Here is a 23,906-nt window from a genome sequence, read left to right on the forward strand (position 1 = left end):
CATTTGTCAACAAAAGGCAGATGAGGCAGGAAAAGAAGCGGCAAGGAGCGGTCAATGACAATTTATCAGTGGACGGTATTTTTGGCGGTAGCGGAACAAAAAAGTTTTGTCCGGGCCGCCCAGGCGTTAAATGTGACTCAGTCGGCGGTCAGTCATATTATCTCGAAAATGGAGGAAGAGTATGGATATCCTTTTTTTGTCCGCAATAAAAATAATGTGGAGCTGACTTCCAGCGGAAGAATCATGATGCCGTATGTGAGAAATCTTCTGGCATGCAGCGACTCCCTGGAACAGACGGCGGCTGGATTAAAGAACGTTAGCCGGGGCGAAGTGAAAATCGCTGCCTTCAATAGTGCGACGGTTCTCTGGATTCCGCCGATTTTAAAGCGATTCCGTGAGAAATATGCAGATATCCGGGTTTCTGTCATTCAAAGCGGAGACTGGCGAATTCGAAGGATGGTGGAGGCGGGAGAAGCGGATCTGGCTTTTCTTCCGAAGGATATTGCGGAGAAGGAACAGTTTATCCCTCTTCATAATACGCCGATGGTGTGTCTGGCTCCGAAGGATTTTCATCCAAAAAACGGAGAGAGCGTAACGCCGGAAGATCTGAAAGATGTGCCGCTGATCTTACAGTCTGAGGGATATGACACGGAGATGAAGCAGTATATTGAAGAGAATAAGCTTTCCGTACAGTCCAACTATCGAATTGAAGTGGACGATACCTGCCATGCGTTTGTGGAGCAGGGGCTGGGATGCTGTATCGCGTCGCTGATGACAGCCCGCTGCAATCCCCGCGACGTTAATATTTGGCCTCTTTTGCCAAGGCACAATCGTACGATCGGCCTGGTGACGGTGTACCCGGATTATATTTCGCCGGCTACGGAATTGTTAAAAAAGGAAATTCTATCTTATATGAAGGAGAATGGATTGATCAACGTAGAGGAGAGTTAGGCTCCTCTGCCAGTATCAGAGAAACATAGAAAAAACGCATCCTCGGACCACGCTTGGTTTCGGGATGCGTTCTTTATTTTATCAAGATTTAGGCACGAAAGGGCTTCTCGTAAAAAATATCCCGATACTTTTTACGAGAAACTTTTTGGTACCTAATCTTGCTCAGGAACTCCGTTAAAGCTGATAGTCGAATTCAATTTTGATCTTATCGCCCCGGAATACAATCTTCGTGTACTCAAAAGCCTGGTTGGCGGTGGTGCGGTTGGTTTCCTTTAAGAGAAGCAGCGGATAGCCCTCCGGAATGTGAAAAAGTTCAGCCTCGCTGGCGGAGGCTGAAACGGATTCCAGAGTTTCGTGAACTTCATTTGCCGTCAGATCATACTTTTGACTTAAAACATGACACAATTGTTCCTGCTCGATATCCTGCTCGCAAAGCGATTCGCAAAGACTTCGGGGAATATAGGATTCGTGAATGCTGACTGGTTCGCCATTGGCGTAACGGAGACGCCGAATATGATAGACCTCCACAGCATCCGGTATACCAAGTATGGCGGCGACATGTTTTCCTGCCTGCATGATACTCCACTCAATAATTTTTGTCTCGATCAAATATCCTTGCTTTTCCAGCTGTTCTCGAATACCTACATAGGCAGGCGATTTGGCGGAAATTTTTGGAGTGGCGACAAATGTCCCCTTCCCCTGAACTCGGTATAGGAGTCCTTCGTTTACAAGAGACGTAATAACTGACCGGACGGTCATACGGCTAATTCCATACAGTCTGCTCAACTGATTTTCAGACGGAATCAGCTGTTGGGGTTTCCAGTCTCCGTTTAAAATGTGGAGGCGAAGGATGTCATCCAGTTGTATGTATAATGGCGTCGAGCTATTTTTGTCTAACATATTGTTCCCTCCCTCCGAAAAAATACGTGTCTCTTTCCTTTCGGATCAAGGAAAGCTCCGACGTTTCGCGTTGAAAATATTTCAGGATAAGTATAAACAAAATGACTTTTTTTGTCAAATAATGCGCGATGATCTTTACTTATCATACTATACCTCACGTTTTTCTTTTTTTCTTTTGTAAATGAAAATATTGCAGATTCGAAAAGTAAAAAAGGTTTTGCTTGACACCTATATGCCTATATGATATTATACACGTATATACAAGATATGACAATATAAAATTGAAGTATATTTTAGGCGGAGGGTTATGAAATGCAGTTGTATCTGAAAAATCTGGCGAAAAATTTAGTCAGCGGTGAAGAAGCTTATGTAAAACGTGTGATGGATCTTCCTATCGAGAGAGAAGATTTTGATCTTCTCGACAAAACGGCCCAGGCGATTGGCGTGACGGAGCAGTTCCGCGATGTGATTGATACCTTCCAGACACCGGCGGGAGAGACGCCGGCAGGTTTTCAAGCAACCTACCAGATGGATGAAGAGAGAGTTCTTCGTGTGGATCTTAAGAGAAATATTTCTTATGATAAGAACAGCCAGCTGCGTCCGACCAACGTGCTTTTCTCTGCGGACAGCGCAGATCCTTATCAGGTGGCCTCTATCAGCAATCTGATTGCAAATCTTACCTGCAACCCAGGAATTGTGTATGATCTTTTTATCAATAATCCTAAAGCAAATGTCGGGAATAAATTCAAAAATAGAGACGAAGTTATGGCGGAGATCGCCAGAATTCTTGGCCCTGGCTGCGACATCAGCGTAGAACTGAACAATCCGTTTGAGGAAGACTTCGGAAAACTTCTGGAAGAAGCAGAGAAGTTTAAGGAGATGTTCTCCAAATACCGTGTGGTAATCAAGATTCCTCACACCGGCGTAGTGAATCGTCAGAACATGGGACAGCTTTTGGAAGGTGATAAGAAACTGGATGTCCGCTATGATGATGTAAATGTAAAGGACGCTTTCTTGGGACATAATCTGGCGCTGAAGTTCCATGAGCACGGTTATCGTGTGAACTTTACCTTGATGTTCGAGCCGTACCAGACACAGTTGGCTCTGCAGGCGCGTCCTTACTTTATCAATTCCTTTATCCGTCATCGCCTGATTCAGTCTCAGGTGCTGAAGAAATACGTGGATATCTATCAGAGAAGCGGCGACGTTTCCGCATTGGAAGAGCTGAAAGAATATATGATGAAGAACGACTATCTGACCAAGGCAGATATGGGAAAAGACCTGAGCAGCATTTATAAGATTGCTTCCAACCTCGTGGCTTACCGCCACATCGGCGATGAAGAAGGTTCCGATGGACTGGATGGCATGAGACACAATCTGCGTGTGATGAAAAATTGCAATATGAAAGACACTCGTCTTATTGTTTGCTCCATGGAAGGTCCGCAGATGTATCCGGATATCGATAAGCTGCTGACAGAGCCGGAGTTCATGGATATGAATCAGAAAGTAGTCATTACGGCAGAACCGGAATATCTTGCCAGATTTAGCTCTACCAATCAGGTAATCAGCTATCAGAGAAGATTCCTGAACGCAGCCAACGGTCAGTCGTAACTTGAAAAAGAGAAGGGTGGAGAGCAATGATGAAGAAAATCACCGTGGTAGACGCTCTAAAAGAGGCACGGGAAAACGCTTACGGCGTAGGAGCTTTTAATATCCTGGATTATACCACAGCCAGCGCAGTGATCGCCGCTGCGGAGATACATAAAAAACCCGTGATTCTTCAGACGTCGGTCGGTACGGTAAAATATTATGGCGCGAAGCGTTTGGGTTCGATGATTAATACCCTGAAATGTGACGCAAAGGTTCCGGTTTTTCTACATCTGGATCACTGCCGTTCTGTGGAATTTGCCAAGGAATGTGTGGACGCAGGTTGGGACAGCATTATGATTGACGCGTCTGCCTCTCCGTTAGAGGAAAATATTCAGATGACACGGGAAGCGGCGGATTACGCCCATTCCCGCGGCGTCTTTGCCGAAGGTGAGCTGGGCGTGATCGAGGGCGTAGAAGAAGAGATCAGCGCTGAGACAGGAAAGCTGGCGGATTACGAGGACTGCTTCAAATTCGTAGAAGAAAGCCATATTGATTTCTTCGCTCCGGCCATCGGTACGGCCCACGGCGTGTATAAGAAAGCGCCGAAATTGAAGTTCGATTTGGTAGAAGCCTTGGGGAAAGAGATGGATCAGCCGATTGTGTGTCACGGCGGAACCGGACTTTCCGATGAGACATTTCGCAGATTGATTACCTTGGGAATTGCAAAAGTAAATGTTTCCACTGCTTTAAAGCATGCTTATATGGACGCCGCGAAAGCGTATTTGGAAGAGGATGGAGAGTCTTATGCACCGATGAAACTGATTGAGCGGCAATGGCAGGAAGTGCGGGATATGGCGAAGCGGTTGATCGCTGTGTTTGCCAACTGAAAGGAAGAAAGCGATGAGCGAAGCAAATTTTGTCTGTGATCTGCATGGGCATACCAATCGTTCGGATGGCAATGATACGCCGGCGGAATTCCTACAGCATGCAGCGGCAAGGAAAATGAAGATCGTAGCCATTACCGATCATGATAAGATTCCTCCAAAATCGGTCATGGTGGACGGCCGTGAGATCGATATTCTGGAATACGCGGATTCTCTGGGACTGAAACTGATTTTGGGAACGGAGGTTTCCTGCGAGACAGAAATTGAAGAAGTACATTTGGTTTGCTTTCACTGTAACTGGCAAGCACCGTTTTTTCGGGAACTGGATGATTTTACCGTCCGCAGTAAGGTGAACAGCTATAAAAAATTGCTGGAACGCCTGGACGAGATGGGAATGCCGATGACATGGGAGGAAGTTCTTCGCGTAGGCGGCAGTCCGGTTCCAGAGACAGAAGTTCAGAAAAAAATGATTTTTAATCTGATGGCAGACAAGGGCTATGTCAGCGATTGGAGAGAAGCAAAGCTTTTGGTAAAGCGAAATCCCAATTTAACCATTTATCGAAAAAAGCCGGCGGCGGCCGATGTGATCCATGAGATCCATCGCCAGGGAGGGATTGTCATTCTGGCGCATCCTTATCTGGTGGGAGAAGAAGTAGATTATCATGGACAGACGATTCGCCGCAAAGATTTCATCGATCAGTTGATTTTTGAGGGGCTGGATGGAATCGAAGGCAGATATACCTACGATAAAACCAGTTACAATGGGCGGATGAGCAAATTCGAGATTTATACGGAGGTAGTTTCCCAGTATGGGGGACGAATCCCGATCATTTCCGGAGGCTCAGACTACCATGCAGATGGAAAAAAAGGCGTATCGGATCCGCGGGATATCGGAGAATGCGGATTGACAGAAAGTGAATTTTATCGAAATCCTATTTTAGCAGGATTGATTTGAAGAGGAGAGAGCCCAGATGTTTTTATCCGTCGATTTTGGAACTTCGGCTGTAAAAGCGGCGATTGTCAATGAAGAAGGAAAGATCCTTTGCCATAGTAAGGCGGATTATTCTTATCTGATATTGCCGGGGGAGAAAAACGAGCTGCGTGTGGAAGATCTGATGGGGGCTTTTTATCAAGCCGCCGCAGGGCTCCCTTCGGAGCTTAAAAAAAAGGTGGAGACGGTATGTTACGATACATTCTCCCCTTCTTTGATTTTTTTAGATCGCTCCGGGAATCTCTTATATCCGAATATTATTACTCATCTGGACCGGCGCAGCCGGGCGCAGACGGAGTATATTAGTAAGACGTTTGGAAATACTGCCTATATGAATATCAGCGGAATCTATCCGTTTCCTGGCGGATGTTCCGCGATGACACTGCTTTGGTTCCGGGAAAATATGCCGGAAGTGCTTGAAAAATCCTATGCAGTCGGCCATTTGACCACATTGATCCACTATCTGCTTACAGGAAACATCATGGTTGACTTTGTGAACGCTTCTATGCTGGGCGTTTACGAAACCACCACTCAAGGCGGATGGTCCAAGGAATTGCTGAATGCCTTTGAACTTCCGGAAGCGATTTTTCCGGAAATTCTGGCCCCTGGAACATTAGGCGGAAGCTTGAAAAAAGATATCGCTTTTAAGCTGGGGGTAAGAGAAGGAATTTCTGTGTGCGTGGGTACCAATGATGTGGCGGCGGCTCAGATGGGAGCTGGAAATCAGAGCAGTGGCTGCATGATGAATACGACTGGCTCATCGGAAATTATATCGGTTCTGACCGACCAGCCACGGACAGATCCAGGGTATTATTTGCGGAATGCCGCTCTTCCTGGACTGTGGCAGATTTTTGCGATTACCTGCGGTGGCTTTGGTGTCGATTGGTTTTGGCGTCAGTTCTGTCAGGAAATGACCAGAGAAGAATTTTACAAATTTGAAGAAGAGCAAATTAACCGTTATCTGGAAGTGGGTTCGGAAGGCGTATGGTTTGAACCGTATCTGTCTGGAGACCGCCAGAGCTTGGAAAAGAAGACGGGCGCTTTTCATGGATTGACTTTGGGAACCACAAAGGGACAGATGCTGGTGGCCTATTTGGCAGCGATTCAGGATGTCATCTATGGAACCGTGGAGAAAGCGGCCAAACAGATTCCCCTGAAATCCGTGGTAAAGGTATCCGGCGGCATGGCTACGGAGTCTTACCTCAATTTAAAGAAGAAGCTGTATCCTAATTACCAGCTTCAGATGACAGAGGAATGCCCGATTTTGGGCAATGTGGAACTGGCAAAATATTATCTGAGATAAGAGGTGCTGGCAGATGAAAAAGTTAGAAGGAGTTCTGATACCGGCGGTAACCCCCTTTGATGACAGCGGCGCTTTGCGCTTGGACTGGCTGAGGGAAAATTATGAAAGATGGAATCGCACGGATGTAAATGGCTGTATGGCTCTTGGCAGCAATGGCGAGTATCGGGCCCTTGATGATGAGGAATCCTTGGCGGTGATCAAAGCGGCAGGGGAAACTCTTTCGGAGGAAAAGATTTTTATGGCTGGCATTGCCAGAGAATCTTTGTACCAAACCCTTTGTTTCCTTCGGCGTTTGCAGCAGGAAAAAGTACGGATTGATTATGCCAGCGTTTTGACGCCTTGTTATTTTAAAAACGCGATGACGGATGAGGCTTTGATCGATTATTTTACCACGGTTGCCAATGAAAGCCCTTATCCAGTAGTGCTCTACTGTGCCCCCGGTTTTGCCAACGGGGTATGTATCTCAGTGGAAGCGGTGAAAGTTCTGGCGGACCATCCGAATATTGTTGGAATTAAAGATACGTCGCCGGACATGATGACGCAGTATTTACAGGCCGTTGGCGGCAGGGAGGACTTTGCCGTATTCTCTGGAACCTTAGGGATGACGATGACCTGTTTAGCTGGCGGCGGGCAGGGAGGCGTACTCTCTTCCGCCAATTATTTCCCTGAAGTTTGCGCTAGACTTTATCAGATTTTCCGTGAAGAAGGCCTTTCGGCGGCAACAGACTTCTTTACACAACTAAAGGGCCTGATAAAGGAAACGGGCGGCAGAGCAGGAATTGCCGGAGTGAAAGCAACCATGAATCTGATGGGCTTTCATGGCGGTGTTCCGAGAAAACCGGTATTACCGTGCTCCTTAGAGGAACAGGCGGCCATTGCAGCCTGTATCGACCAGAGGAAGGATTTCATCCTGGGGAAATGATTTGGAACGCGTAAACGCACAATGTGCATTTATAAGAAAAAGAAGGAGGAAATTGGGAATGAAGAAGTTCAAAAAGTGCTTATGTTTCATGATGAGCACAGCGATGGCAGTAACCATGTTGACTGCCTGTGGAGGTGGACAGACGGCTGACACGACAGCAGCTGCCAATGGAGGCGGAGAGCCTGGTAATGCGGCAACAGAAGCGCAGCAGCAGCCTTCCGGAGCAGAAAAAGAGAGCTGTGTCAAAGTAAGCGTATCGGAAACCCCCAATCTGGACCCCGCAGTAGCTACTAGTAACTCCGAAAATATCGCGATGGTAAACATCTACGATAGTCTGGTGTACCCTGACAGCTCCGTGGAAAGCGGCGTAGTTGGCAGAATCGCCGACAGCTGGGAAGCAAGCGCAGACGGCTTGACTTATACCTTTAAGCTGAAACAGGGAATCAAATTCCACAATGGCGATGAGCTGACAGCAGCGGATGTCGTGTATTCGATGGATCGTTTCCTGACTATCGGCGAAGGCAATTCCTATGTATTTGAGGGTTATATTGAGCCCGGCAATACGGAAGCTACGGATGATTACACAGTAGTATTCCATCTGAGCCAGCCTTTCGGACCGTTTGCAAACGCCCTGGTACGTCTGTATATTCTGAACAGCAAACAGGTAGAAGCGAATGAGGATAAGTCCGTTACCACCTATGGCGATCATGGTGACTACGGAAAAGCTTGGCTGATCTCCAATGACGCTGGATCCGGCGCTTACATGGTGAAGACTCTGGTACAGCAGGATTATTTATACGCCGAGAAGTTTGACGATTGGTTTGTAGGCTGGAAGAGCGACATTGCTCCGGAAGCCTTCAAGCTGCTGGCAGTCAGCGAGGCAACCACCATCCGTACGATGATGAACAGCAGAGAGCTGGATATCACCGATACCTGGCAGAGTACGGAAACCCTGGACGCTCTGAGCAAGATCGACGGCGTTTCCATTGCTACCTACAGCAATACCCTGTCTTATCACATGTATTACAACAACCAGGCTGCGCCTTTGGACGACATCAATGTCCGCCGTGCGCTGAACTGCTTGGTAGATTATGAAACGATCTGCAACAACATTCTGCTGGATTCCACTCCTTTGGAAGGATTGGCTCCCGCTTCGATGGCTGGTTATGCGAAAACCTCTACTTTTACCTATGATGTAGAGAAAGCAAAAGAGTATCTGGCTGCTTCTAAGTATGCCGATAACTATCAGGATTACCCGATCGAGATCGTGGTAAACTCCGACGTAGCCGATCTGGAGAAGATTGCTCTGTTGCTGCAGGCTTCTGCACAGCAGGTTGGTATCAAGATTGAAATTTCTAAGGCACCTTGGGTTTCTCTGATCGATAAGATGGGAAGCGTAGAGACTTCTCCTCAGATTACGATGATCAACTTTGGTTCTCCGGTAGGTGATGTGGGAACTCTGATTCAGAGCCGTTACTCGAAGACCACCCAGGGAACCTGGAACAACGGCGAGTGGCTGGATGATGAGAAGATGGAAGCTGATCTGAAGGATGCGCTTTTGACGGTAGACGATGCAGAGCGTAATCAGAAATATGCGGCTCTTCAGAACTATATCGTAGACGAGCTGTGCCCGAGCTGCTTCCTTTGCAGCCTGGCTGAGCGCTGCGCTTACCAGAGCGGATATCTTACCTGGAGCTTTATCGAAGATACACCGGCCGGTGAAGTAGCGACTGCTGCCAATGGTTACACGGTAATCTTCTCGGATATGGAATATCATCTGGATAAGAAATAAGACAACCTACTGTATTTTTCGATAGCACATAAGATAAAAGTAAGGAAACATGTACAAAAGATGATGGGTAAAGGGGCCGTGCAGGCATTCAGGCTTTTCGCTCGGCCCCTTTGCATCTTTACCGGAAGGTGACGTGATACAAATCCATATTGGAATGAGATTTTAGCAACAAAAATAGTTTTTAGATTTGTTCCTGCCGTACATTGAAAGAAGACGGTATGATCCTTTAAAATATTTGATGTGGAAAGAAAATACCACGATTAAAAGAAAGAAAACAGAATTATCCATAGTGATTTTAAATAAGAAGAAATCACAGAAATGAATTTAAAAAATTTGCGACAACGAAAAATAGGAGCCTTCTGTAAGGTTGTGACTGAAAAGGAAAGGAGGGATAAAACGCAATGGCAAAATTCTTATTAAAGCGGATATTCATGGGAATCTTCGTGCTGCTGGGAACGTCGATCCTGATCTTTACGATCGCCCGGGTCGTTCCCGGAGACGTAGCGACCATTGCCCTGGGAAGCCGTGCGTCGGAGGCAGCGAAAGAAACGCTGCGCCAGGAGATGAACCTTTATGACCCGCTGCCGGTACAGTACGTGAAGTGGCTGGGCCGTGTAGTCCAGGGGGACTTTGGAAACTCCTTTATCACCAAGCGCGCCGTAGTAGATGATGTCGTTCAGTTTTTCCCCGCTACGTTGGAATTGATCTTATTGACTGGTGTTCTTATCGTGGGAGGCTCTTTTATATTGGGAATCCTTGCGGCAAAGCACAAGAATACCTGGATCGATGGAATCATCCGGATATTTTCCTACATAGGCGTGGCGCTTCCCGCATTCGTAGTGGGAGTGCTGCTGCTGCTCTTGTTCGGATATGTGGTGCCGGTGATCCCGGTGTTAGGGCGCTTAAGCAGCAGTATGGCGCCGCCGACGCATATCACAGGACTCTTTGTGTTGGACGGTCTGCTGACAGGCCAGTTTTCCGTGGCATGGGATGCCTTTTTGCATCTGCTGCTGCCGGCGCTGTCGCTTGCGATCGGGCCGATCGTACAGGATGCGCGTGTGCTGCGTTCGTCGATGGTAGACAACTCGACGAGAGAATACATGGCGGTATCCACAGGCCATGGACTGCCGGGAGGAGTATTGACGAAGAAATATCTGCTGCGTCCGTCGGCGACGTCGGCAGTAACGGTAATCGGAATGGACTTTGCGTCGCTGCTTGGAAATGCGTTTCTGGTAGAAAAGATCTTTAACTGGCCGGGGATTTCGAGATACGGAATCAACGCGATGTTAAACAAAGACTTAAACGCAATCTGTGCGGTAGTGTTGATCATAGGGGTGCTCTTCTTTATGGTAAACCTGGCGGTAGACCTGATCATAGCGGCCCTGGATCCCCGCATGAGAATAGGAGGCAAATAGTGGAAAAGACTTCAGAAACGAAAAAGAAGAAGGGCCTGCTGTCTCCCTCGACGAAAGAGAACTTAAAGATCTATCGATATAAATTCACAAGAAACAAGCTGTCGGTATTCGGATTGATCCTGGTGCTGGTATCGATCTTCTTCGCGGTATTTGCGGAGGTGATAGCGCCGTACCCGGAAAGCATCGGAAGCTTTGTGGACTATGCGAACGCAAGCCTGGCGCCGAGTATGGAGCATTTCTTCGGAACGGACCAGATGGGAAGAGACGTATTCTCCCGTGTGCTGTACGGATTCCGTGGAGCGCTGATCATGAGCGTGGTGGTGTTAGCGATCTCGGTGCCGGTGGGAACGATTTTGGGACTGATCGCAGGATATTACCATGGAACGAAGATCGACGCGGTGATCATGCGGATATCGGATATCTTCTTATCGGTGCCGTCGCTGATCCTGGCGCTTTGTATCGCATCGATCCTAAAGCCGAACATGATGAACTCGATGCTTGCGGTAACGATCATGTGGTGGCCGTGGTACACGAGACTGGTGTATGGAAACGCGTCGTCGATCTCAGAGGAATACTTTGTGAAGAACGCGGAGATGATAGGAGCGTCGAAAGCGCACATCCTGTTTAAAGAGATCCTGCCGAACTGCCTGTCGCCGATCTTCACGAAGATGGCGTTAGACGTAGGGTGGGTAATCCTGATGGGAGCGTCGTTAAGCTTCGTAGGATTAGGAGAGCAGCCGCCGACGCCGGCGTTTGGGCAGATGATCTCAGACGGAGCGTCGCTGATGCCGGACGTATGGTGGATGACGATCTTCCCGGCAGCGGGAGTAGCGTTTGTAATCCTGGGATTCAACTTCTTAGGAGACGGAATCCGTGACATGTTTGATAAAGGAGGGCACTAAGATGGCGGAAAGAGTACTGAGCATCGAAGATCTCTCCATCTGGTATAAGACATACCGAGGGTATTCGCAGGTAGTGGACCACATCAACCTGCACGTAAACCAGGCGGAAAAAGTGGGACTGGTAGGAGAATCGGGATGCGGGAAGACGACCACGATGAAAACGATCATGGGAGTACTGGCGAAAGACCTGATCCATGTGCCAAACGGAAAGATCCTGTTCCACGGAAAAGACACGCTGAAGATGAGTAAAGATGAGATCCTGGAGCTGCGTAGAAAAGGAGTATCGATGATCTCGCAGTCGCCGATGTCGGCGTTAAACCCGGTGTTTACGGTAGGAAAGCAGCTGACGGATATCATCAAGTATTCGGGGCAGTATCCAGGCGCAGACAAAAAGAAACTGGAAGAAGTAGCGAAAGAAGCGATCACAAACGTAATGCTGTCGGACCCGGAGAGAATCCTAGGAAGCTATCCGCACCAGCTGTCAGGTGGAATGAGACAGAGAATCTGTATCGCATCGGCGATGGTGACGACGAAGGACCTTTTAATCGCAGATGAACCGACGACAGCGCTGGACGTAACGATCCAGGACCAGATCCTATCGATGCTGCACGAGCTGGTAGAAGAAAAGAAGAGATCGCTGATCATGATCACGCACTCGTTAGGAGTAGCGAGACAGCTGGTAGACCGAATCTATATCATGTACGGAGGAAACATCATCGAGACATGCCGGACACAGGATCTGTTTGAGAACGCGTGCCATCCGTATACGCAGGGATTGTTAAGCTGCGCGCCGAGGTTATCGGGAGGAGGGCTGTCGGCAGGAATCTACGGATATGTGCCGGACTATGTGAACCCGCCGAAAGGATGCCGATTCTGTCCGAGATGCCCGCATGCGATGGATATCTGCCGAGAGGAGAGACCGGGAATGGTAGAGGTGTCGCCGGAGCATGAGGTAGCGTGCTTCCGATATGGAGAGAAGGTGTCGGAAGGAAGCGGTAAGAGCCCGGAGGTGAGTACAGAAGAAGCCGGAAAGGCAGAGGAAGAGAGAAAGGAAGGGGGTGAAGGGGATGAGTAAAGAGATCCTGGTGGCAAAAGACCTGAAGCAGTACTTTGCAGTAGGAAAAGACCGGTATGTAAGAGCGGTAGACGGAGTGAACTTTACGATCTCAGAAGGAGAAGTGATGGGCCTTGTGGGAGAGTCCGGATCCGGGAAGAGCACGATTGCATACACGGTAATGGGAATGTACCAGCAGACGGACGGAGAGCTGATCTTCAACGGAGAGACGATCACGAAGAAGACGAAAGGAAGAAGCAAGGAGTTCCGCAGGAACGCGCAGATCGTATTCCAGGACCCGGGCTCATCGTTAAACCCCTATCAGGATGTAAAGCAGATCTTAAGCCTGCCGTTGAAGGTGCACAACATCGTGCCGAAGAATGAGATAGAAGACAAGATCTTAGAGATCCTGGAGATGGTAGAGCTGCCGCCGGAGTTTATGTATAAGTCGCCGAACTCAATCGGAGGAGGAGAGAGGCAGCTGGTATCGATCGCGAGAGCGCTGTGCAGCGACCCGAAGTTTATCATCCTGGATGAACCGACGTCGTCGCTGGACGTATCGATCCAGGCGAAGATCCTGAACATGCTGATGAAGCTTCATGATGAGAGGAAGCTGACATATATGTTCATCACGCATGACATGGGAGTGATGAGGAACGTATCGACGAAGATAGCGATCATGTACTTAGGGAAGATATGCGAGATCGCGCCGACGAAGGTATTTTATGAGAAGCCGCTGCACCCGTACACGCAGATGCTGTTATCGGCGATCCCAGTGATCACGCCGGAGGAAGAGGCGATGAAGCCGAAGAAGATCAAGTGTGAGGGAGAGATCCCGTCGCCGGTGAATCTGCCGAGCGGATGCAGCTTCCATACGAGGTGTTCGTGCAAGAAGGAGATCTGTATGAAGGAAGATCCGGTGATGAGGGAAGTGGAGCCGGGGCACTTTGTACGGTGTCATCTCTTTGATGAGTAAGAAGAGAGCGTGTTCCCTCCAAACAAGGAGGGAACTACTCCTATAATAAGATAGACAAGGAGGATATTATGTACGATTATGAACTGATGGATGCGTGCCTGAAGCTGCTTCGTGATATGTTTATGCTGCAGCCCGGCGAGAGCATCGCAATCACCACGGACACAGTTTCCAATGATGAGATTGTGGAAGCCACTGCCCAGGCAGCTGTGATACTGGGGGCAAAACCGCTGATCTTTAAAATCGCGGCTCCGGCAGGCGGAAAAGCCGGCGATAACGACATGCCGATGAAAGCTTTAATTGATGGAATCAAAGCATGCGACGCCTGGATTGAGTTCAATACCAAGTTGATCTTCTATTCTACGGTTTATGACAAGATCGTAGAAGATCCGGAAAACCGTCCTCGTTATATGAATCAGAATGGCGTACATCCAGATTTGTTGGTTCGGAATATCGGCAAGGTGGATAACGTTTTGTTAGGCAAATTTATCATGGGTATGGACGAGGCCACGAAAAATGCAAAACATATCCGCGTAACCAGCCCGGGAGGAACAGATATTGAATTTGACAACGAGCCTGGTCGTGAGTTTGTGACCGCCGATGGCTTTGTGCGTAAGGGTGAAGTCAAGATGTTCCCTGGACAGATCAGCTGGGCGCCCCGTTTTGATTCGATCAACGGTGTTTTGGTAGTGGACGGTTCTCAGAATCCTCCTATCGGTTTAGTGGACACGCCGATCCGGTTTACGGTAGAAAAAGGTGAGATCACCAAGATTGAAGGCGGTATGGAAGCGAAGAATTTTGAGGAATGGCTGAAGAGCTTTAATGATCCGCAGATGTTCCGGGTTGCTCACTTGGCTTATGGTTTTGGACCGGAGGCAAAGCTGACGGGCGATGTGGTGGAAGATGAGCGTGTTTGGGGTTGTACGGAATGGGGCTTTGGTAATGTTGGCGCGATCTTGACTTCGGATATTCCGGAAGGAATTCCTGGAGCCAGCCATTCCGATGGAATCTGCCTGAACTGCAGCGTTTGGTTAGACGGCGTTCAGGTACTGGACGAGGGCGTAGTGGTTGGCCCGACGCCGGAGCTGGTAGAATACGCAAGAAAGCTTGGAAGATAATTGACAAGATCGAAAAGAGCAAAATTTTGTGCAATGCAATCCATAAGCATTTTCCGATGAGTCGGAAAAGATGAGGATAAATCTTGGCATCCCAATGGCGGATGACCAAAAAAATAAGGAGGAATTAACTTATGTATGAGTACGAACTGACTAATGCATGCTTTAAACTGCTTCGTGACATGTTCATGCTGCAGCCTGGCGAGTCGATCGCAATTACCTGCGATACGGAGTCCAGTATGGAAGTAGTAAGCGCTACCGCGAAAGCAGCAGTGGCTCTGGGCGCGAAGCCCCTGGTTTTGAAGATTCCGGCTCCTAGAGATTGTGGTAAAGCTGGCGATATCGATATGCCTTCGGAGGCTCTGGCTCTTGCTGTTAAGGGCTGCGATGCTTGGGTAGAGTACAACAATAAGTGGATTTTCTATTCTGCAACTTATGACAAAATTATCGAAGATCCGGAGACCCGCCCGCGTTACATGAATCTGTGCGGCGTAAATCCGGAGCTGATGGTTCGCAATATCGGCAAAGTAGACAACAACCTGCTGAACGAGTTCATTCAGGCATTTTCGGACTACTGTGAGGCTGGAAAACACTTCCGCATCACTTCTCCGAACGGCATGGACTTTGAGTGCGACAACGAGCCTGGCCGTGAGTATGTAACTGCCGATGGCTTTGTACGTAAAGGTGAAATCAAGATGTTCCCTGGCCAGATCAGCTGGTCTCCGAACTTCGAGAGCATGAACGGAACCATCGTCGTAGATGGAACCATCTCCCCGCCTTTGGGTGCAGTAAGCAGCCCTATCAAATTTACGGTAGAGAAGGGTTATATCACCAAGATTGAGGGCGGCAACGATGCGACGGAATATGCGGCATGGATGAAGTCCTTTGATGACAAGCAGATGTATCTGGTTGCCCATGGTTCCTTCGGCTTTGGCCCGAACGCGAAACTTTCCGGCGATATCGTAGAGGATGAGCGTGTTTGGGGCTGTACCGAGTGGGGCTTTGGTAATGTTGGTCCTCAGCTGGTATCTGATATCCCTGGTGGAATTCCTGCGTCCACTCATTCCGATGGCATCTGCCTGAACTGCAGCGTTTGGTTGGACGGCGTGCAGCTGTTGGATGAAGGTAAAGTAGTAGGACCGACGCCGGAACTGGTGGAGCTTGCCCGTAGACTGGGTCACTAATTAGGAGGCTGTTTATGTACTACGAATATGAAACTTTAGACGCCTGCATTAAAATGTTCCGCGATATGATTCAGCTTCAGCCGGGAGAAACCGTGGCCATTACCACCGATACGGTATCCAATCAGGATATTGTGGATGCGGCGGCACAGGCTTGCGTGATTCTTGGTGGAAAGCCGCTGGTTATGATCATTGCGGCTCCGGAAGGCGGAAAAGCAGGCGATGATGATATGCCGATGAAAGCTTTGATCGATGGAATTAAAGCTTGTGATGTTTGGGTAGAATACAACACCAAACTGATCTTCTACTCCACAGTTTACGATAAAGTAGTAGAAGACCCCAACAACCGTCCTCGTTATCTGAATCAGAACGGCGTTCACCCGGATACTGCGGTTCGCAATATCGGTAAGGTTGATAACCGTCTGTTGGGCGAGTTTGTTCAGGGAATCTCCGATTACATGGAGGCAGGTACTCACATCCGCATTACGACTCCGGCCGGCATGGATCTGGAGTGCGACAATGCTCGCGGCCGTAAGTATACCACTGCGGATGGATTTGTTCGTAAAGGTGAGATCAAGATGATGTCCGGTCAGATCGGCTGGGCTCCGGTATTCTCCACCATCAACGGAACCATGGTAGTAGACGGCGTTATGTCTCCGCCTCTTGGAATCCTGAAGAGCCCGATCAAGATGAAAATCGAGAACGGTTTTGTGAAGACCATCGAGGGTGGAGCGGATGCCGCTGCTTTTAAAGAATGGATCGAGTCCTTCAACGACGATATGATGTATCTGGTAGCTCACGGCGGATTAGGCTTTGGCCCGAACGCGAAGCTTTGCGGCGATATCGTGGAAGACGAGCGTGTTTGGGGCTGCACCGAGTGGGGTATCGGTAACGTAGGTCCTCAGCTGTTAAATGATATTCCTGGCACCCATGGCATTCCTGCTGCCAGCCATACCGATGGAATCTGCCTGAACTGCAGCCTGTGGGTAGACGGCGTACAGATTTTGGATGAAGGCACGGTAGTTGGCCCGACGCCGGAATTTGTAGAGATGGCAAGAAAACTGGGACGTTAAGTTTTCAATATAAAAATGTAAAATAAAGAAAGCCCGGAGGGAAAATCCTTCCGGGCTTTCTTTTGTTCTATAAGAAATTTTTAGATTAAAGAAGGAGCGGGACTAAAGTTCTTACATTTTTGACTTGAAAAAGTCTCCCAGTTTTTTCAGGTTCACCTGAATGGTTTCTTCATCAAGTCCGCTAAAGTTCAAGCGCATACAACGGGAACCAGCGTTCTCCGGATTTCCTTCCGTAAAGAAGATGGAACCGTCGCCGTAGCAGATATTGAGCTTGTCTGACACCTCTTTACGCAAAGCAGAGGCGTTGAGGCCTTCCGGTAATTCAGCCCATACGTAGAAACCGCCGTCCGGCATGGTATGCGTGGTGCCTTCCGGGAAATACTCGTCGATGGCGCGGAGCATGGTGTCCCGGCGGCTCCGGTAGAGATTGCAGAGCAGCTCCAGATGGGCAGGATAGTATCCTCTTTGGAAAAATTCTGCGCAGACCACCTGCGTGAATGTATTCGGGCAGGTATCGGTTCCCAGACGGACATTGCAAAGCGTATCAATCGTTTCCGGATCAGCAACCAGGTATCCCAGGCGGCTGCCAGGAGAGAAAATTTTCGAAAGGCTGTTGCAGAGAATGGTATTTCCTGTGGTATCAAAGCTCTTGATATATGGCAGCTCTTCCCCGCTATAACGGATTTCCCGATACGGATCATCCTCCAGGATGATCACATTGTACTTGCTTCCAAGTTCAGCCAGCTGCTTTCTTCTTTCCAGAGGAAGCGTGACGCCGGTCGGATTCTGGAAGGTAGGTACGGTATAGACAATTTTTGGAGAATACTTCTTAATTTTTTCTTCCACATCGCTGATAATCAGACCGTTTTCATCCATGTCGCAGGGGACCAGCTTCGCCTCAAACATTTTGAAGATCATAGCGGCATGAACAAAGGACGGCGTCTCCACTAAAATGACGTCGCCTGGATTGATATAAAGCTGCGCTAAAAGGTTCATGGTCTGAATTCCGCCGGCAGTAACCAGGATCTCAGAAGGATCCGCTTTTAAGCCTCGCGGAGCCAACAGATGATCGCAGATCGCTTTCCGGAAAGGCTCATATCCATTGGCGGAGCCGTATTTTACCGCTTCAAAGCCTCTGGCATCCGGATGAAAAACATCCTGGCAGATTTCTCTCAGAGCGTCAAAGGGATAAGCCTCCCGGCCGGGAGCCCCGCTGGCAAAGGAAATAATGCCGGGCGCGGCGAGCGTATCCGTGAGGACCTTTAATTTGTGGACTTCACCATCCATCGTAGAAATTCTTCTTGCATATTCGCTCATCATTTTACCTCCCAAAAAGATAAAAATAGTTTATCTAGTAATATTATAAAATATTTTATACATGTTGATAAGAGCAATTATAATCATGTTTATATGAATAAAAAATCATATATAAGAGCAACAATTTCCTTTTTGTTGACACTTTGTTGACATTTTTTTGTTATACTGCTTTTACTTTCCAGTGACAAGTACGCGAAGGGAACGCGCATGGAGGATAAAGATGGAAATACGCATGGAAAAAGTGACGCAGCGAGCGCCATCCGGACGTCTGGTCTTTAATAAAATTAATCTATCGGCAGCGGAAGGCCGTTCGGTGTTGATCCAGGGCGAAAATGGAAGCGGAAAAACCATGCTGCTTCAGATGCTTTGCGGAAAACAGTTTCCAAGCGAAGGGCGTGTAACGGTAGATGGAGAGGACTGGCGTTTTATGTCGGAGCTGAGGAGGGGACGGCTTTGCCGGAAGCTCTTTGGCATCGTCGGACAGAATCCCAATTTTATTCGTGCGTTAACGCTGGAAGAAAATTTGCTGCTGCCATTGGAATTTAGAGGAGGCGGACGTGCGGCTAGGAAGCGGCGTGTACGGGAGGAAGCGAACGCGTTGGGAATCGAGCATCTGTTGGAGAAATATCCAGAAGCGCTTTCTGACAAAGAACGGCGTTTGGCCGGCGCAGCACGGGCGCTGCTGTTGTCTCCCAAATTTCTTTTGGTGGATGACTTCTTGGAGGGCTTGATGGGGGCGGAACGGATAGAAATGGAGGAGGCTCTTCGAAAAGCGGAGCTTCGGAAGGGGATTACGAGCATTCGTACAGCAGGAACGGGTGATAGCGAATATTTTGGTGAGGCGCGCTATATCCTATGTGGCGGGCGTTTGTATCCGGGGGAAAGCATTTTTAATAGGGGGAGCCGCATAGATTAGAGAAAAACGCAAAAGGCGGGAAACATGAATCTTCTATGGGCATTTATGCTTTTGTTGGGCATCGGATATGGACTAGTCACCGGAAGAACTGCGGCGGTTACGGAAGCGGTTTTAAGCGGAGCGAAGGAGGGGATTGAGCTTTGCATTACCATGCTGGGGGTGATGGCTCTCTGGACCGGGATTATGGAAATCGGAGAGCAGGCTGGGCTGATCCGTGGGATCGCTAGAAAAATGAAGCCTTTGATGCGCTTTTTATTTCCACGGATTCCAGAAAATCATGCTTCTCTAAAGTATATCTCCACGAATTTTGTAGCCAATATTTTAGGCCTTGGCTGGGCGGCCACGCCTGCTGGGCTTGAGGCCATGAAATCTTTAGCAGAAATCAATCCGGAAAAAGAAGGTATTGCCTCCCGTGAAATGTGTACGTTTCTTATTCTGAATATTTCTTCTTTGCAGCTGCTCCCGATGACGATGATTGCCTACCGGCAGCAGTATCACTCCATGAACCCAACCGTGATTGTGGGGCCAGCGATTGCCGCTACGGCGATCAGTACGGGCGCTGCGATTATTTTTTGCAAGATAATGGACAGTAAAAAGCGGAGAGCCTAGGCTCTCCGTCAGTTTGTGGTAAAAGTCTACAAGGGGCGTGGTTGACTTTGCTGCATGGAATGGATATAATATCGGCAGAAATAACAAGAAAATAAACCGAGCAATATTGACGATATCATTCGTCGATCGATAGGAGAAAAAATGAAAGATGCAATTTTGTACCTGGAATGCTATTCCGGGATCAGTGGGGATATGACGGTAGCGGCGCTTTTGGATTTGGGAGCCGATGAGAAAGAACTTAGGAGAGTTTTAGACAGCCTGGAACTGCCGGAATTTCAAATCCAGATTGGAAAAGTAAAAAAGAACGGGATTTTGGCCACGGATTTCCAGGTGATCCTGGATTCTCCGGAGAAAAGGCATGGAAAACACACCCATGCTCATGAAGAGGGGGAACATGTCCATGTTCACCGGAATCTGGAGGATGTGTACGCGATTTTGGAACGGGCAGATACCAGCGATGCAGTAAAGGCGCGGGCAAAGGAAATGTTCCGTCTGGTGGCGGAAGCGGAGGCGGCCGTTCACGGATTGCCTTTGGAACAGGTGCATTTTCATGAAGTAGGCGCGGTGGACTCGATTGTGGATTTTTTAGCGGCCGCTTTCTGTCTGGAGGATTTGGGCGCCCAGGATGTAGTGGTATCCACTCTTTTTGAAGGACAAGGGATGATTCGCTGTCAGCATGGGAGGATTCCGGTTCCTGCCCCTGCAGCGGCGCAGATTGCGTCCTCTCACCATCTTGCCATGCAAGTGACAGATGTGCAGGGCGAGCTGGTAACTCCTACAGGCGCGGCAATCGCTGCGGCGTCCCGCACGAGGGACTGTTTGCCAGAACATTTCCTGATTCGCCGGATTGGAATTGGAGCGGGAAAAAGGGATTACGACGCGCCCAACATTCTTCGCGCGATGTGGGTGGAAGAGCGGTAAGTGAAAGACAGAAATAAAAAACGCTCCGCTAAGGAACGTTTTTTTATTGGGCAATTCGGCTATTTTTTTGTCGCTGCGTTTTGCTTTTTGACCGGTTTGGAATCATCCGCCAGAGTATCCAGCAATTGAACGATGGTTTCTACTGCGTTCCCCAAGGGACTTTTCTCCATGGACTCTATGTACTGGCTGCGATTTTGGTATACCTCTTCGATCGTCTTCACCAACCGTTCATCCGACAACTCTTCTTCTTGGATCACAGCGCTGAATCCTTGTTTTTGGAAACTGGCCGCGTTGAGAATTTGATCGCCGCGGCTGGCGGCTGCGGAAAGCGGGATCAGAATATTTGGTTTCCGGAGAGCTAAAAGCTCGCAGATGGCATTGGCTCCCGCCCGGGAGACTACCACATCGGCTAAGGCAAACAGATCTTTCAGTTGGTCGCTGACATATTCATATTGCAGATATCCAGGCGTTCCTTTTAAACTTTCATCCAGGTTCTTTTTCCCGCATATATGAATGATCTGAAACTTTTCCAAAAGTTTTGGAAGGATTTGGCGGATCGCAGTGTTTACCTTAACGGAACCAAGGCTGCCTCCGATGATAAGGAGGGTGGGACGCTCCGGAGAAAACCCAGTGATGGTAAGTCCCTGAATGCGGGAACCGCTTAAAAGTTCCTTTCGAATCGGACAGCCGGTAACGATGGCTTTTTCCTTCGGAAGATTTTCCAGGGTTTCCGGGAAGTTGCAGCAGACCTTCGCTGCGGAAGGAATGCTTAGCTTATTGGCAAGGCCTGGGGTCATATCGGATTCGTGGATGACGGCTGGAATTTTTAGCTTTTTTGCCGCCAGTACCACGGGGACCGAGACAAATCCTCCCTTTGAAAAGACTACGTCGGGGCGGTATTTTTTTAACAGTTTTTTTGCTTCGCTAAATCCTTTGATGACGCGGAACGGGTCCGTGAAGTTTTTCCAGTCAAAGTATCGCCGCAGCTTGCCGGAAGAAATTCCATCGTAGGGAATTCCGGCAGATTCCGCCAGACTCTTTTCGATACCTTCTTTCGAGCCCACATAGCGGACGTCGTATCCGCGCTCCTTTAGGAGTGGGAGCAGGGCAAGATTTGGTGTGACGTGACCTGCAGTACCTCCGCCGGTCAAAATGATGCGTTTCATAGGGGGTCCTCCTCAGGATTGTGTTGCTTGATAGGCACGGAGCGCCTGAACCAGCTGATCCGGGCAGGATGTGGACTTCCGTCCGCAGTGAATGCCCTCAAGACGGTGGATGACTTCTTCCACCGGCATTCCCTCCACTAATTGGCTGATTCCCTGGAGGTTTCCGTGACAGCCGCCGGTAAAGCTGACTTGGGTTAAGTTTCCGTCTTCTACTTCAAATTCAATTTCCTGAGAACATACGCCGTTCGGTCTGTATCGCATAGGGTCTCCTTTCCGGCACGGAGAGGAAATACTCTCTCGTGCATATCCCTTTTGTAATCCGCGGGGATGCTTTATGCTTTTGGATATATGATACCATAAATGAGGGAGTGTGGGAAGGTTTTTTCTGCCGGCTTGCATTCTTTTCCTGGTGACAGTATACTAAATAAGGAAAGAACTGGTTTAGAAAAAAGGAGGACATTATGATTGGAATCATAGGGGCCATGCCGGAGGAAGTGGAGCTTCTTTATGATGCGATGGAAGATAAAAAAGGGTTTAGCCGGGCCGGGCTGAACATTTATCAAGGCATGCTGAAAGGCGTCCCGGCAGCAGTGACCTGCGCCGGAGTGGGAAAGGTGAACGCCGCTATGTGCGCGCAGATTTTGATCAGCGAGTATAAAATAGCGGCTCTCATCAATACGGGCGTCGCAGGGGGCGTTGCTCCGGATGTTCATATGGGCGATATCGTGATTTCCACCGATGCCATGTATCATGACTTTGATACCACCGCCCTTGGCACGCCTTTGGGACAAGTTACCTATATGGAGACTTCTATTTTTCCTGCGGACGCAAGGCTTCGAGCATTGGCGGCCGATGTTTGCCGCCGTTTGCTTCCGGAGGGGGCCTGTCATGAGGGGCGGATTGTCAGCGGCGATCAGTTTATCCAGGGAAAGGAAAAGCAAAGATGGCTCTATGAAACCTTTCATGCCAGCTGCACGGAGATGGAGGGCGCTGCCATTGCCCATGTGGCCTATTGCAATCAGGTGCCGTTTCTCATTATTCGTTCGATCTCGGATGGAGCGGACGACGATTCTTCGGTGGATTTTGAAACTTTTAAAGGCAAAGCGATCCGGATTGGTACGGATATTTTGCTGGAGCTTTTTGCGAACGGCGTCGGGAAATGACGAACGATTTTTGAAAAAATATCTTCCAAAAGTGTATCTTTCATTCTATACTAGAGGTACCGCGGCATGATTGCGGAAAATCATAGATAGGGGGAAGACTCATGGCTGTAGTGTTTCTTGAGCGAAACCTGGGGATTTTTATCTTGACGGGCATCGCTGTCCTTGGCGTCTGCTGCCGGCTGGTGGTAAATCGCCGCTGCCGGAAACTGATCCGTCAGTCAAAGGATTTGAACACTACAAAAGATAAGCAGCTAAAGCGCTGGAAGACACAGTTTGAAGAATTGTCAGAGATCGGAAATGGAATCAGTAGTCCAGCTGGATACCTGGAAAAACGGATCCGCCGCTGCCGGGCGCTGGGATTGCCGCTTAGAGCCTGGAGACGTCTGGCGGGATTTACTACGGTATTGTCTATCTTAGGCGGACTGGGCCTTGCGGTGGCTTCATATTTGCTGAACTTAGATTATCGTATCGTGATATTGCACGGATCGGCTGGTATTGTTTTGGGAGGCGCTGGAATTTTATTTCAGCTTTTGTTGGACAACCGTGGAAAAGAAGCTTTGGCGTTGGAGGCAGTCACGGAGAGCTTTGAAAAGCAACTGCTTCCAAAAATTGAGCGAAATCGTCATTTTCGCCGCGGATCGCTTACTCCGAAACCTGTTCAGCCCCCCATTACTTTGGGACCGGAAGAAGAAAAAGTGTTGGAAGAAATTTTTCGTGAATATTTAACGTGAGACAAGCCGTAACGCCTATCGAAGAAGGCCGGGAAAA

Annotated in this window: 23 protein-coding genes; 19 read left to right on the forward strand and 4 right to left on the reverse strand. The window is 48.7% G+C overall.

Going from position 1 to position 23,906, the window contains the following annotated elements:
• The first annotated feature begins 54 nt into the window (after positions 1 to 54).
• Positions 55 to 951 carry a LysR family transcriptional regulator gene (locus ACCC71_RS00750; RefSeq protein WP_434310544.1) on the forward strand — a complete coding sequence of 299 codons (897 nt, stop codon included), beginning with the start codon at positions 55 to 57 and terminating at the stop codon, positions 949 to 951.
• 174 nt (positions 952 to 1,125) lie between these two features.
• Here ACCC71_RS00750 and ACCC71_RS00755 read toward each other — a convergent pair whose 3' ends face one another.
• Positions 1,126 to 1,851, reverse strand: a complete 726-nt coding sequence (locus tag ACCC71_RS00755) for a GntR family transcriptional regulator (RefSeq protein WP_434310545.1) — start codon at positions 1,849 to 1,851, stop codon at positions 1,126 to 1,128.
• A gap of 312 nt (positions 1,852 to 2,163) precedes the next feature.
• On the opposite strand from ACCC71_RS00755, the gene ACCC71_RS00760 reads away from it, so the two are divergent.
• The 13 genes from ACCC71_RS00760 to ACCC71_RS00820 all read left to right on the forward strand — a co-directional run bounded on the left by ACCC71_RS00760 (position 2,164) and on the right by ACCC71_RS00820 (position 17,046).
• Positions 2,164 to 3,462 carry a transaldolase family protein gene (locus tag ACCC71_RS00760; protein WP_434310546.1) on the forward strand — a complete coding sequence of 433 codons (1,299 nt, stop codon included), beginning with the start codon at positions 2,164 to 2,166 and terminating at the stop codon, positions 3,460 to 3,462.
• Between the two features lie 26 nt (positions 3,463 to 3,488).
• Positions 3,489 to 4,328, forward strand: coding sequence for a class II fructose-bisphosphate aldolase (locus tag ACCC71_RS00765; protein WP_434310547.1), 840 nt, complete (start codon positions 3,489 to 3,491; stop codon positions 4,326 to 4,328).
• Between the two features lie 13 nt (positions 4,329 to 4,341).
• Complete coding sequence (locus tag ACCC71_RS00770) at positions 4,342 to 5,280, forward strand: PHP domain-containing protein (RefSeq protein ID WP_434310548.1); 939 nt, start codon at positions 4,342 to 4,344, stop codon at positions 5,278 to 5,280.
• 16 nt (positions 5,281 to 5,296) lie between these two features.
• Complete coding sequence (locus ACCC71_RS00775; RefSeq protein ID WP_434310549.1) at positions 5,297 to 6,619, forward strand: FGGY-family carbohydrate kinase; 1,323 nt, start codon at positions 5,297 to 5,299, stop codon at positions 6,617 to 6,619.
• A gap of 13 nt (positions 6,620 to 6,632) precedes the next feature.
• Positions 6,633 to 7,541 carry a dihydrodipicolinate synthase family protein gene (locus tag ACCC71_RS00780; RefSeq protein WP_434310550.1) on the forward strand — a complete coding sequence of 303 codons (909 nt, stop codon included), beginning with the start codon at positions 6,633 to 6,635 and terminating at the stop codon, positions 7,539 to 7,541.
• Between the two features lie 58 nt (positions 7,542 to 7,599).
• Positions 7,600 to 9,333: an ABC transporter substrate-binding protein gene (locus ACCC71_RS00785; RefSeq protein WP_434310551.1), complete on the forward strand. Its 1,734-nt coding sequence runs from the start codon at positions 7,600 to 7,602 to the stop codon at positions 9,331 to 9,333.
• Positions 9,334 to 9,734: 401 nt separating this feature from the next.
• On the forward strand, positions 9,735 to 10,748 hold the full coding sequence (locus tag ACCC71_RS00790) for an ABC transporter permease (RefSeq protein ID WP_434310552.1): 1,014 nt from the start codon (positions 9,735 to 9,737) through the stop codon (positions 10,746 to 10,748).
• Positions 10,748 to 11,650 carry an ABC transporter permease gene (locus tag ACCC71_RS00795; protein ID WP_434309499.1) on the forward strand — a complete coding sequence of 301 codons (903 nt, stop codon included), beginning with the start codon at positions 10,748 to 10,750 and terminating at the stop codon, positions 11,648 to 11,650. Before ACCC71_RS00790 ends, ACCC71_RS00795 begins: the two co-directional genes overlap by 1 nt.
• Position 11,651: 1 nt before the next feature.
• On the forward strand, positions 11,652 to 12,725 hold the full coding sequence (locus tag ACCC71_RS00800; protein WP_434310553.1) for an ABC transporter ATP-binding protein: 1,074 nt from the start codon (positions 11,652 to 11,654) through the stop codon (positions 12,723 to 12,725).
• On the forward strand, positions 12,718 to 13,680 hold the full coding sequence (locus ACCC71_RS00805) for an ABC transporter ATP-binding protein (RefSeq protein WP_434310554.1): 963 nt from the start codon (positions 12,718 to 12,720) through the stop codon (positions 13,678 to 13,680). The genes ACCC71_RS00800 and ACCC71_RS00805 overlap by 8 nt, the downstream gene beginning before the upstream one ends.
• Positions 13,681 to 13,748: 68 nt before the next feature.
• A complete protein-coding gene (locus ACCC71_RS00810; RefSeq protein WP_434310555.1) occupies positions 13,749 to 14,795 on the forward strand; it encodes an aminopeptidase in 1,047 nt (348 codons plus the stop codon).
• Between the two features lie 131 nt (positions 14,796 to 14,926).
• The gene (locus tag ACCC71_RS00815; protein WP_434310556.1) at positions 14,927 to 15,976 is read left to right on the forward strand and encodes an aminopeptidase; all 1,050 of its coding nucleotides are present in this window, start codon (positions 14,927 to 14,929) and stop codon (positions 15,974 to 15,976) included.
• Positions 15,977 to 15,990: 14 nt separating this feature from the next.
• Positions 15,991 to 17,046 carry a hypothetical protein gene (locus ACCC71_RS00820; protein WP_434310557.1) on the forward strand — a complete coding sequence of 352 codons (1,056 nt, stop codon included), beginning with the start codon at positions 15,991 to 15,993 and terminating at the stop codon, positions 17,044 to 17,046.
• Positions 17,047 to 17,157: 111 nt separating this feature from the next.
• On the opposite strand, the gene ACCC71_RS00825 is transcribed toward ACCC71_RS00820, so the two are convergent.
• Positions 17,158 to 18,366 carry a PLP-dependent aminotransferase family protein gene (locus ACCC71_RS00825; protein WP_434310558.1) on the reverse strand — a complete coding sequence of 403 codons (1,209 nt, stop codon included), beginning with the start codon at positions 18,364 to 18,366 and terminating at the stop codon, positions 17,158 to 17,160.
• A gap of 217 nt (positions 18,367 to 18,583) precedes the next feature.
• Here ACCC71_RS00825 and ACCC71_RS00830 point away from each other — a divergent pair, with 217 nt between their 5' ends.
• The 3 genes from ACCC71_RS00830 (at position 18,584) to ACCC71_RS00840 (ending at position 20,809) form a co-directional block, all read left to right on the forward strand.
• Positions 18,584 to 19,279: an ATP-binding cassette domain-containing protein gene (locus ACCC71_RS00830; RefSeq protein ID WP_434310559.1), complete on the forward strand. Its 696-nt coding sequence runs from the start codon at positions 18,584 to 18,586 to the stop codon at positions 19,277 to 19,279.
• 24 nt (positions 19,280 to 19,303) lie between these two features.
• On the forward strand, positions 19,304 to 19,888 hold the full coding sequence (locus ACCC71_RS00835; protein ID WP_434310560.1) for a nucleoside recognition domain-containing protein: 585 nt from the start codon (positions 19,304 to 19,306) through the stop codon (positions 19,886 to 19,888).
• A 141-nt stretch (positions 19,889 to 20,029) separates the two neighbouring features.
• The gene (locus ACCC71_RS00840) at positions 20,030 to 20,809 is read left to right on the forward strand and encodes a LarC family nickel insertion protein (RefSeq protein ID WP_434310561.1); all 780 of its coding nucleotides are present in this window, start codon (positions 20,030 to 20,032) and stop codon (positions 20,807 to 20,809) included.
• Positions 20,810 to 20,868: 59 nt separating this feature from the next.
• On the opposite strand, the gene ACCC71_RS00845 is transcribed toward ACCC71_RS00840, so the two are convergent.
• The gene (locus ACCC71_RS00845) at positions 20,869 to 21,975 is read right to left on the reverse strand and encodes an undecaprenyldiphospho-muramoylpentapeptide beta-N-acetylglucosaminyltransferase (RefSeq protein WP_434310562.1); all 1,107 of its coding nucleotides are present in this window, start codon (positions 21,973 to 21,975) and stop codon (positions 20,869 to 20,871) included.
• A 12-nt stretch (positions 21,976 to 21,987) separates the two neighbouring features.
• A complete protein-coding gene (locus ACCC71_RS00850) occupies positions 21,988 to 22,236 on the reverse strand; it encodes a TIGR03905 family TSCPD domain-containing protein (RefSeq protein WP_434310563.1) in 249 nt (82 codons plus the stop codon).
• Positions 22,237 to 22,436: 200 nt separating this feature from the next.
• On the opposite strand from ACCC71_RS00850, the gene ACCC71_RS00855 reads away from it, so the two are divergent.
• Both ACCC71_RS00855 and ACCC71_RS00860 read left to right on the forward strand, forming a co-directional pair.
• Positions 22,437 to 23,138 (forward strand): 5'-methylthioadenosine/adenosylhomocysteine nucleosidase, encoded by a 702-nt coding sequence (locus ACCC71_RS00855; RefSeq protein WP_434310564.1) that lies wholly within the window; start codon positions 22,437 to 22,439, stop codon positions 23,136 to 23,138.
• A gap of 101 nt (positions 23,139 to 23,239) precedes the next feature.
• On the forward strand, positions 23,240 to 23,869 hold the full coding sequence (locus tag ACCC71_RS00860) for a hypothetical protein (RefSeq protein WP_434310565.1): 630 nt from the start codon (positions 23,240 to 23,242) through the stop codon (positions 23,867 to 23,869).
• The last annotated feature ends 37 nt before the right edge of the window (positions 23,870 to 23,906 follow it).

Origin of the sequence: Hominifimenecus sp. rT4P-3 (assembly GCF_051055405.1) — a bacterium.
Lineage (GTDB): Bacteria > Bacillota > Clostridia > Lachnospirales > Lachnospiraceae > Pseudolachnospira.

What these genes read in the sequence shown, in the direction of transcription:
- ACCC71_RS00750 (WP_434310544.1), top strand. Translation starts at nt 55, where the DNA reads ATGACAATTTATCAGTGGACGGTATTTTTGGCGGTAGCGGAACAAAAA.
- ACCC71_RS00755 (WP_434310545.1), bottom strand. Translation starts at nt 1,851, where the DNA reads ATGTTAGACAAAAATAGCTCGACGCCATTATACATACAACTGGATGAC.
- ACCC71_RS00760 (WP_434310546.1), top strand. Translation starts at nt 2,164, where the DNA reads ATGCAGTTGTATCTGAAAAATCTGGCGAAAAATTTAGTCAGCGGTGAA.
- ACCC71_RS00765 (WP_434310547.1), top strand. Translation starts at nt 3,489, where the DNA reads ATGATGAAGAAAATCACCGTGGTAGACGCTCTAAAAGAGGCACGGGAA.
- ACCC71_RS00770 (WP_434310548.1), top strand. Translation starts at nt 4,342, where the DNA reads ATGAGCGAAGCAAATTTTGTCTGTGATCTGCATGGGCATACCAATCGT.
- ACCC71_RS00775 (WP_434310549.1), top strand. Translation starts at nt 5,297, where the DNA reads ATGTTTTTATCCGTCGATTTTGGAACTTCGGCTGTAAAAGCGGCGATT.
- ACCC71_RS00780 (WP_434310550.1), top strand. Translation starts at nt 6,633, where the DNA reads ATGAAAAAGTTAGAAGGAGTTCTGATACCGGCGGTAACCCCCTTTGAT.
- ACCC71_RS00785 (WP_434310551.1), top strand. Translation starts at nt 7,600, where the DNA reads ATGAAGAAGTTCAAAAAGTGCTTATGTTTCATGATGAGCACAGCGATG.
- ACCC71_RS00790 (WP_434310552.1), top strand. Translation starts at nt 9,735, where the DNA reads ATGGCAAAATTCTTATTAAAGCGGATATTCATGGGAATCTTCGTGCTG.
- ACCC71_RS00800 (WP_434310553.1), top strand. Translation starts at nt 11,652, where the DNA reads ATGGCGGAAAGAGTACTGAGCATCGAAGATCTCTCCATCTGGTATAAG.
- ACCC71_RS00805 (WP_434310554.1), top strand. Translation starts at nt 12,718, where the DNA reads ATGAGTAAAGAGATCCTGGTGGCAAAAGACCTGAAGCAGTACTTTGCA.
- ACCC71_RS00810 (WP_434310555.1), top strand. Translation starts at nt 13,749, where the DNA reads ATGTACGATTATGAACTGATGGATGCGTGCCTGAAGCTGCTTCGTGAT.
- ACCC71_RS00815 (WP_434310556.1), top strand. Translation starts at nt 14,927, where the DNA reads ATGTATGAGTACGAACTGACTAATGCATGCTTTAAACTGCTTCGTGAC.
- ACCC71_RS00820 (WP_434310557.1), top strand. Translation starts at nt 15,991, where the DNA reads ATGTACTACGAATATGAAACTTTAGACGCCTGCATTAAAATGTTCCGC.
- ACCC71_RS00825 (WP_434310558.1), bottom strand. Translation starts at nt 18,366, where the DNA reads ATGATGAGCGAATATGCAAGAAGAATTTCTACGATGGATGGTGAAGTC.
- ACCC71_RS00830 (WP_434310559.1), top strand. Translation starts at nt 18,584, where the DNA reads ATGGAAATACGCATGGAAAAAGTGACGCAGCGAGCGCCATCCGGACGT.
- ACCC71_RS00835 (WP_434310560.1), top strand. Translation starts at nt 19,304, where the DNA reads ATGAATCTTCTATGGGCATTTATGCTTTTGTTGGGCATCGGATATGGA.
- ACCC71_RS00840 (WP_434310561.1), top strand. Translation starts at nt 20,030, where the DNA reads ATGAAAGATGCAATTTTGTACCTGGAATGCTATTCCGGGATCAGTGGG.
- ACCC71_RS00845 (WP_434310562.1), bottom strand. Translation starts at nt 21,975, where the DNA reads ATGAAACGCATCATTTTGACCGGCGGAGGTACTGCAGGTCACGTCACA.
- ACCC71_RS00850 (WP_434310563.1), bottom strand. Translation starts at nt 22,236, where the DNA reads ATGCGATACAGACCGAACGGCGTATGTTCTCAGGAAATTGAATTTGAA.
- ACCC71_RS00855 (WP_434310564.1), top strand. Translation starts at nt 22,437, where the DNA reads ATGATTGGAATCATAGGGGCCATGCCGGAGGAAGTGGAGCTTCTTTAT.
- ACCC71_RS00860 (WP_434310565.1), top strand. Translation starts at nt 23,240, where the DNA reads ATGGCTGTAGTGTTTCTTGAGCGAAACCTGGGGATTTTTATCTTGACG.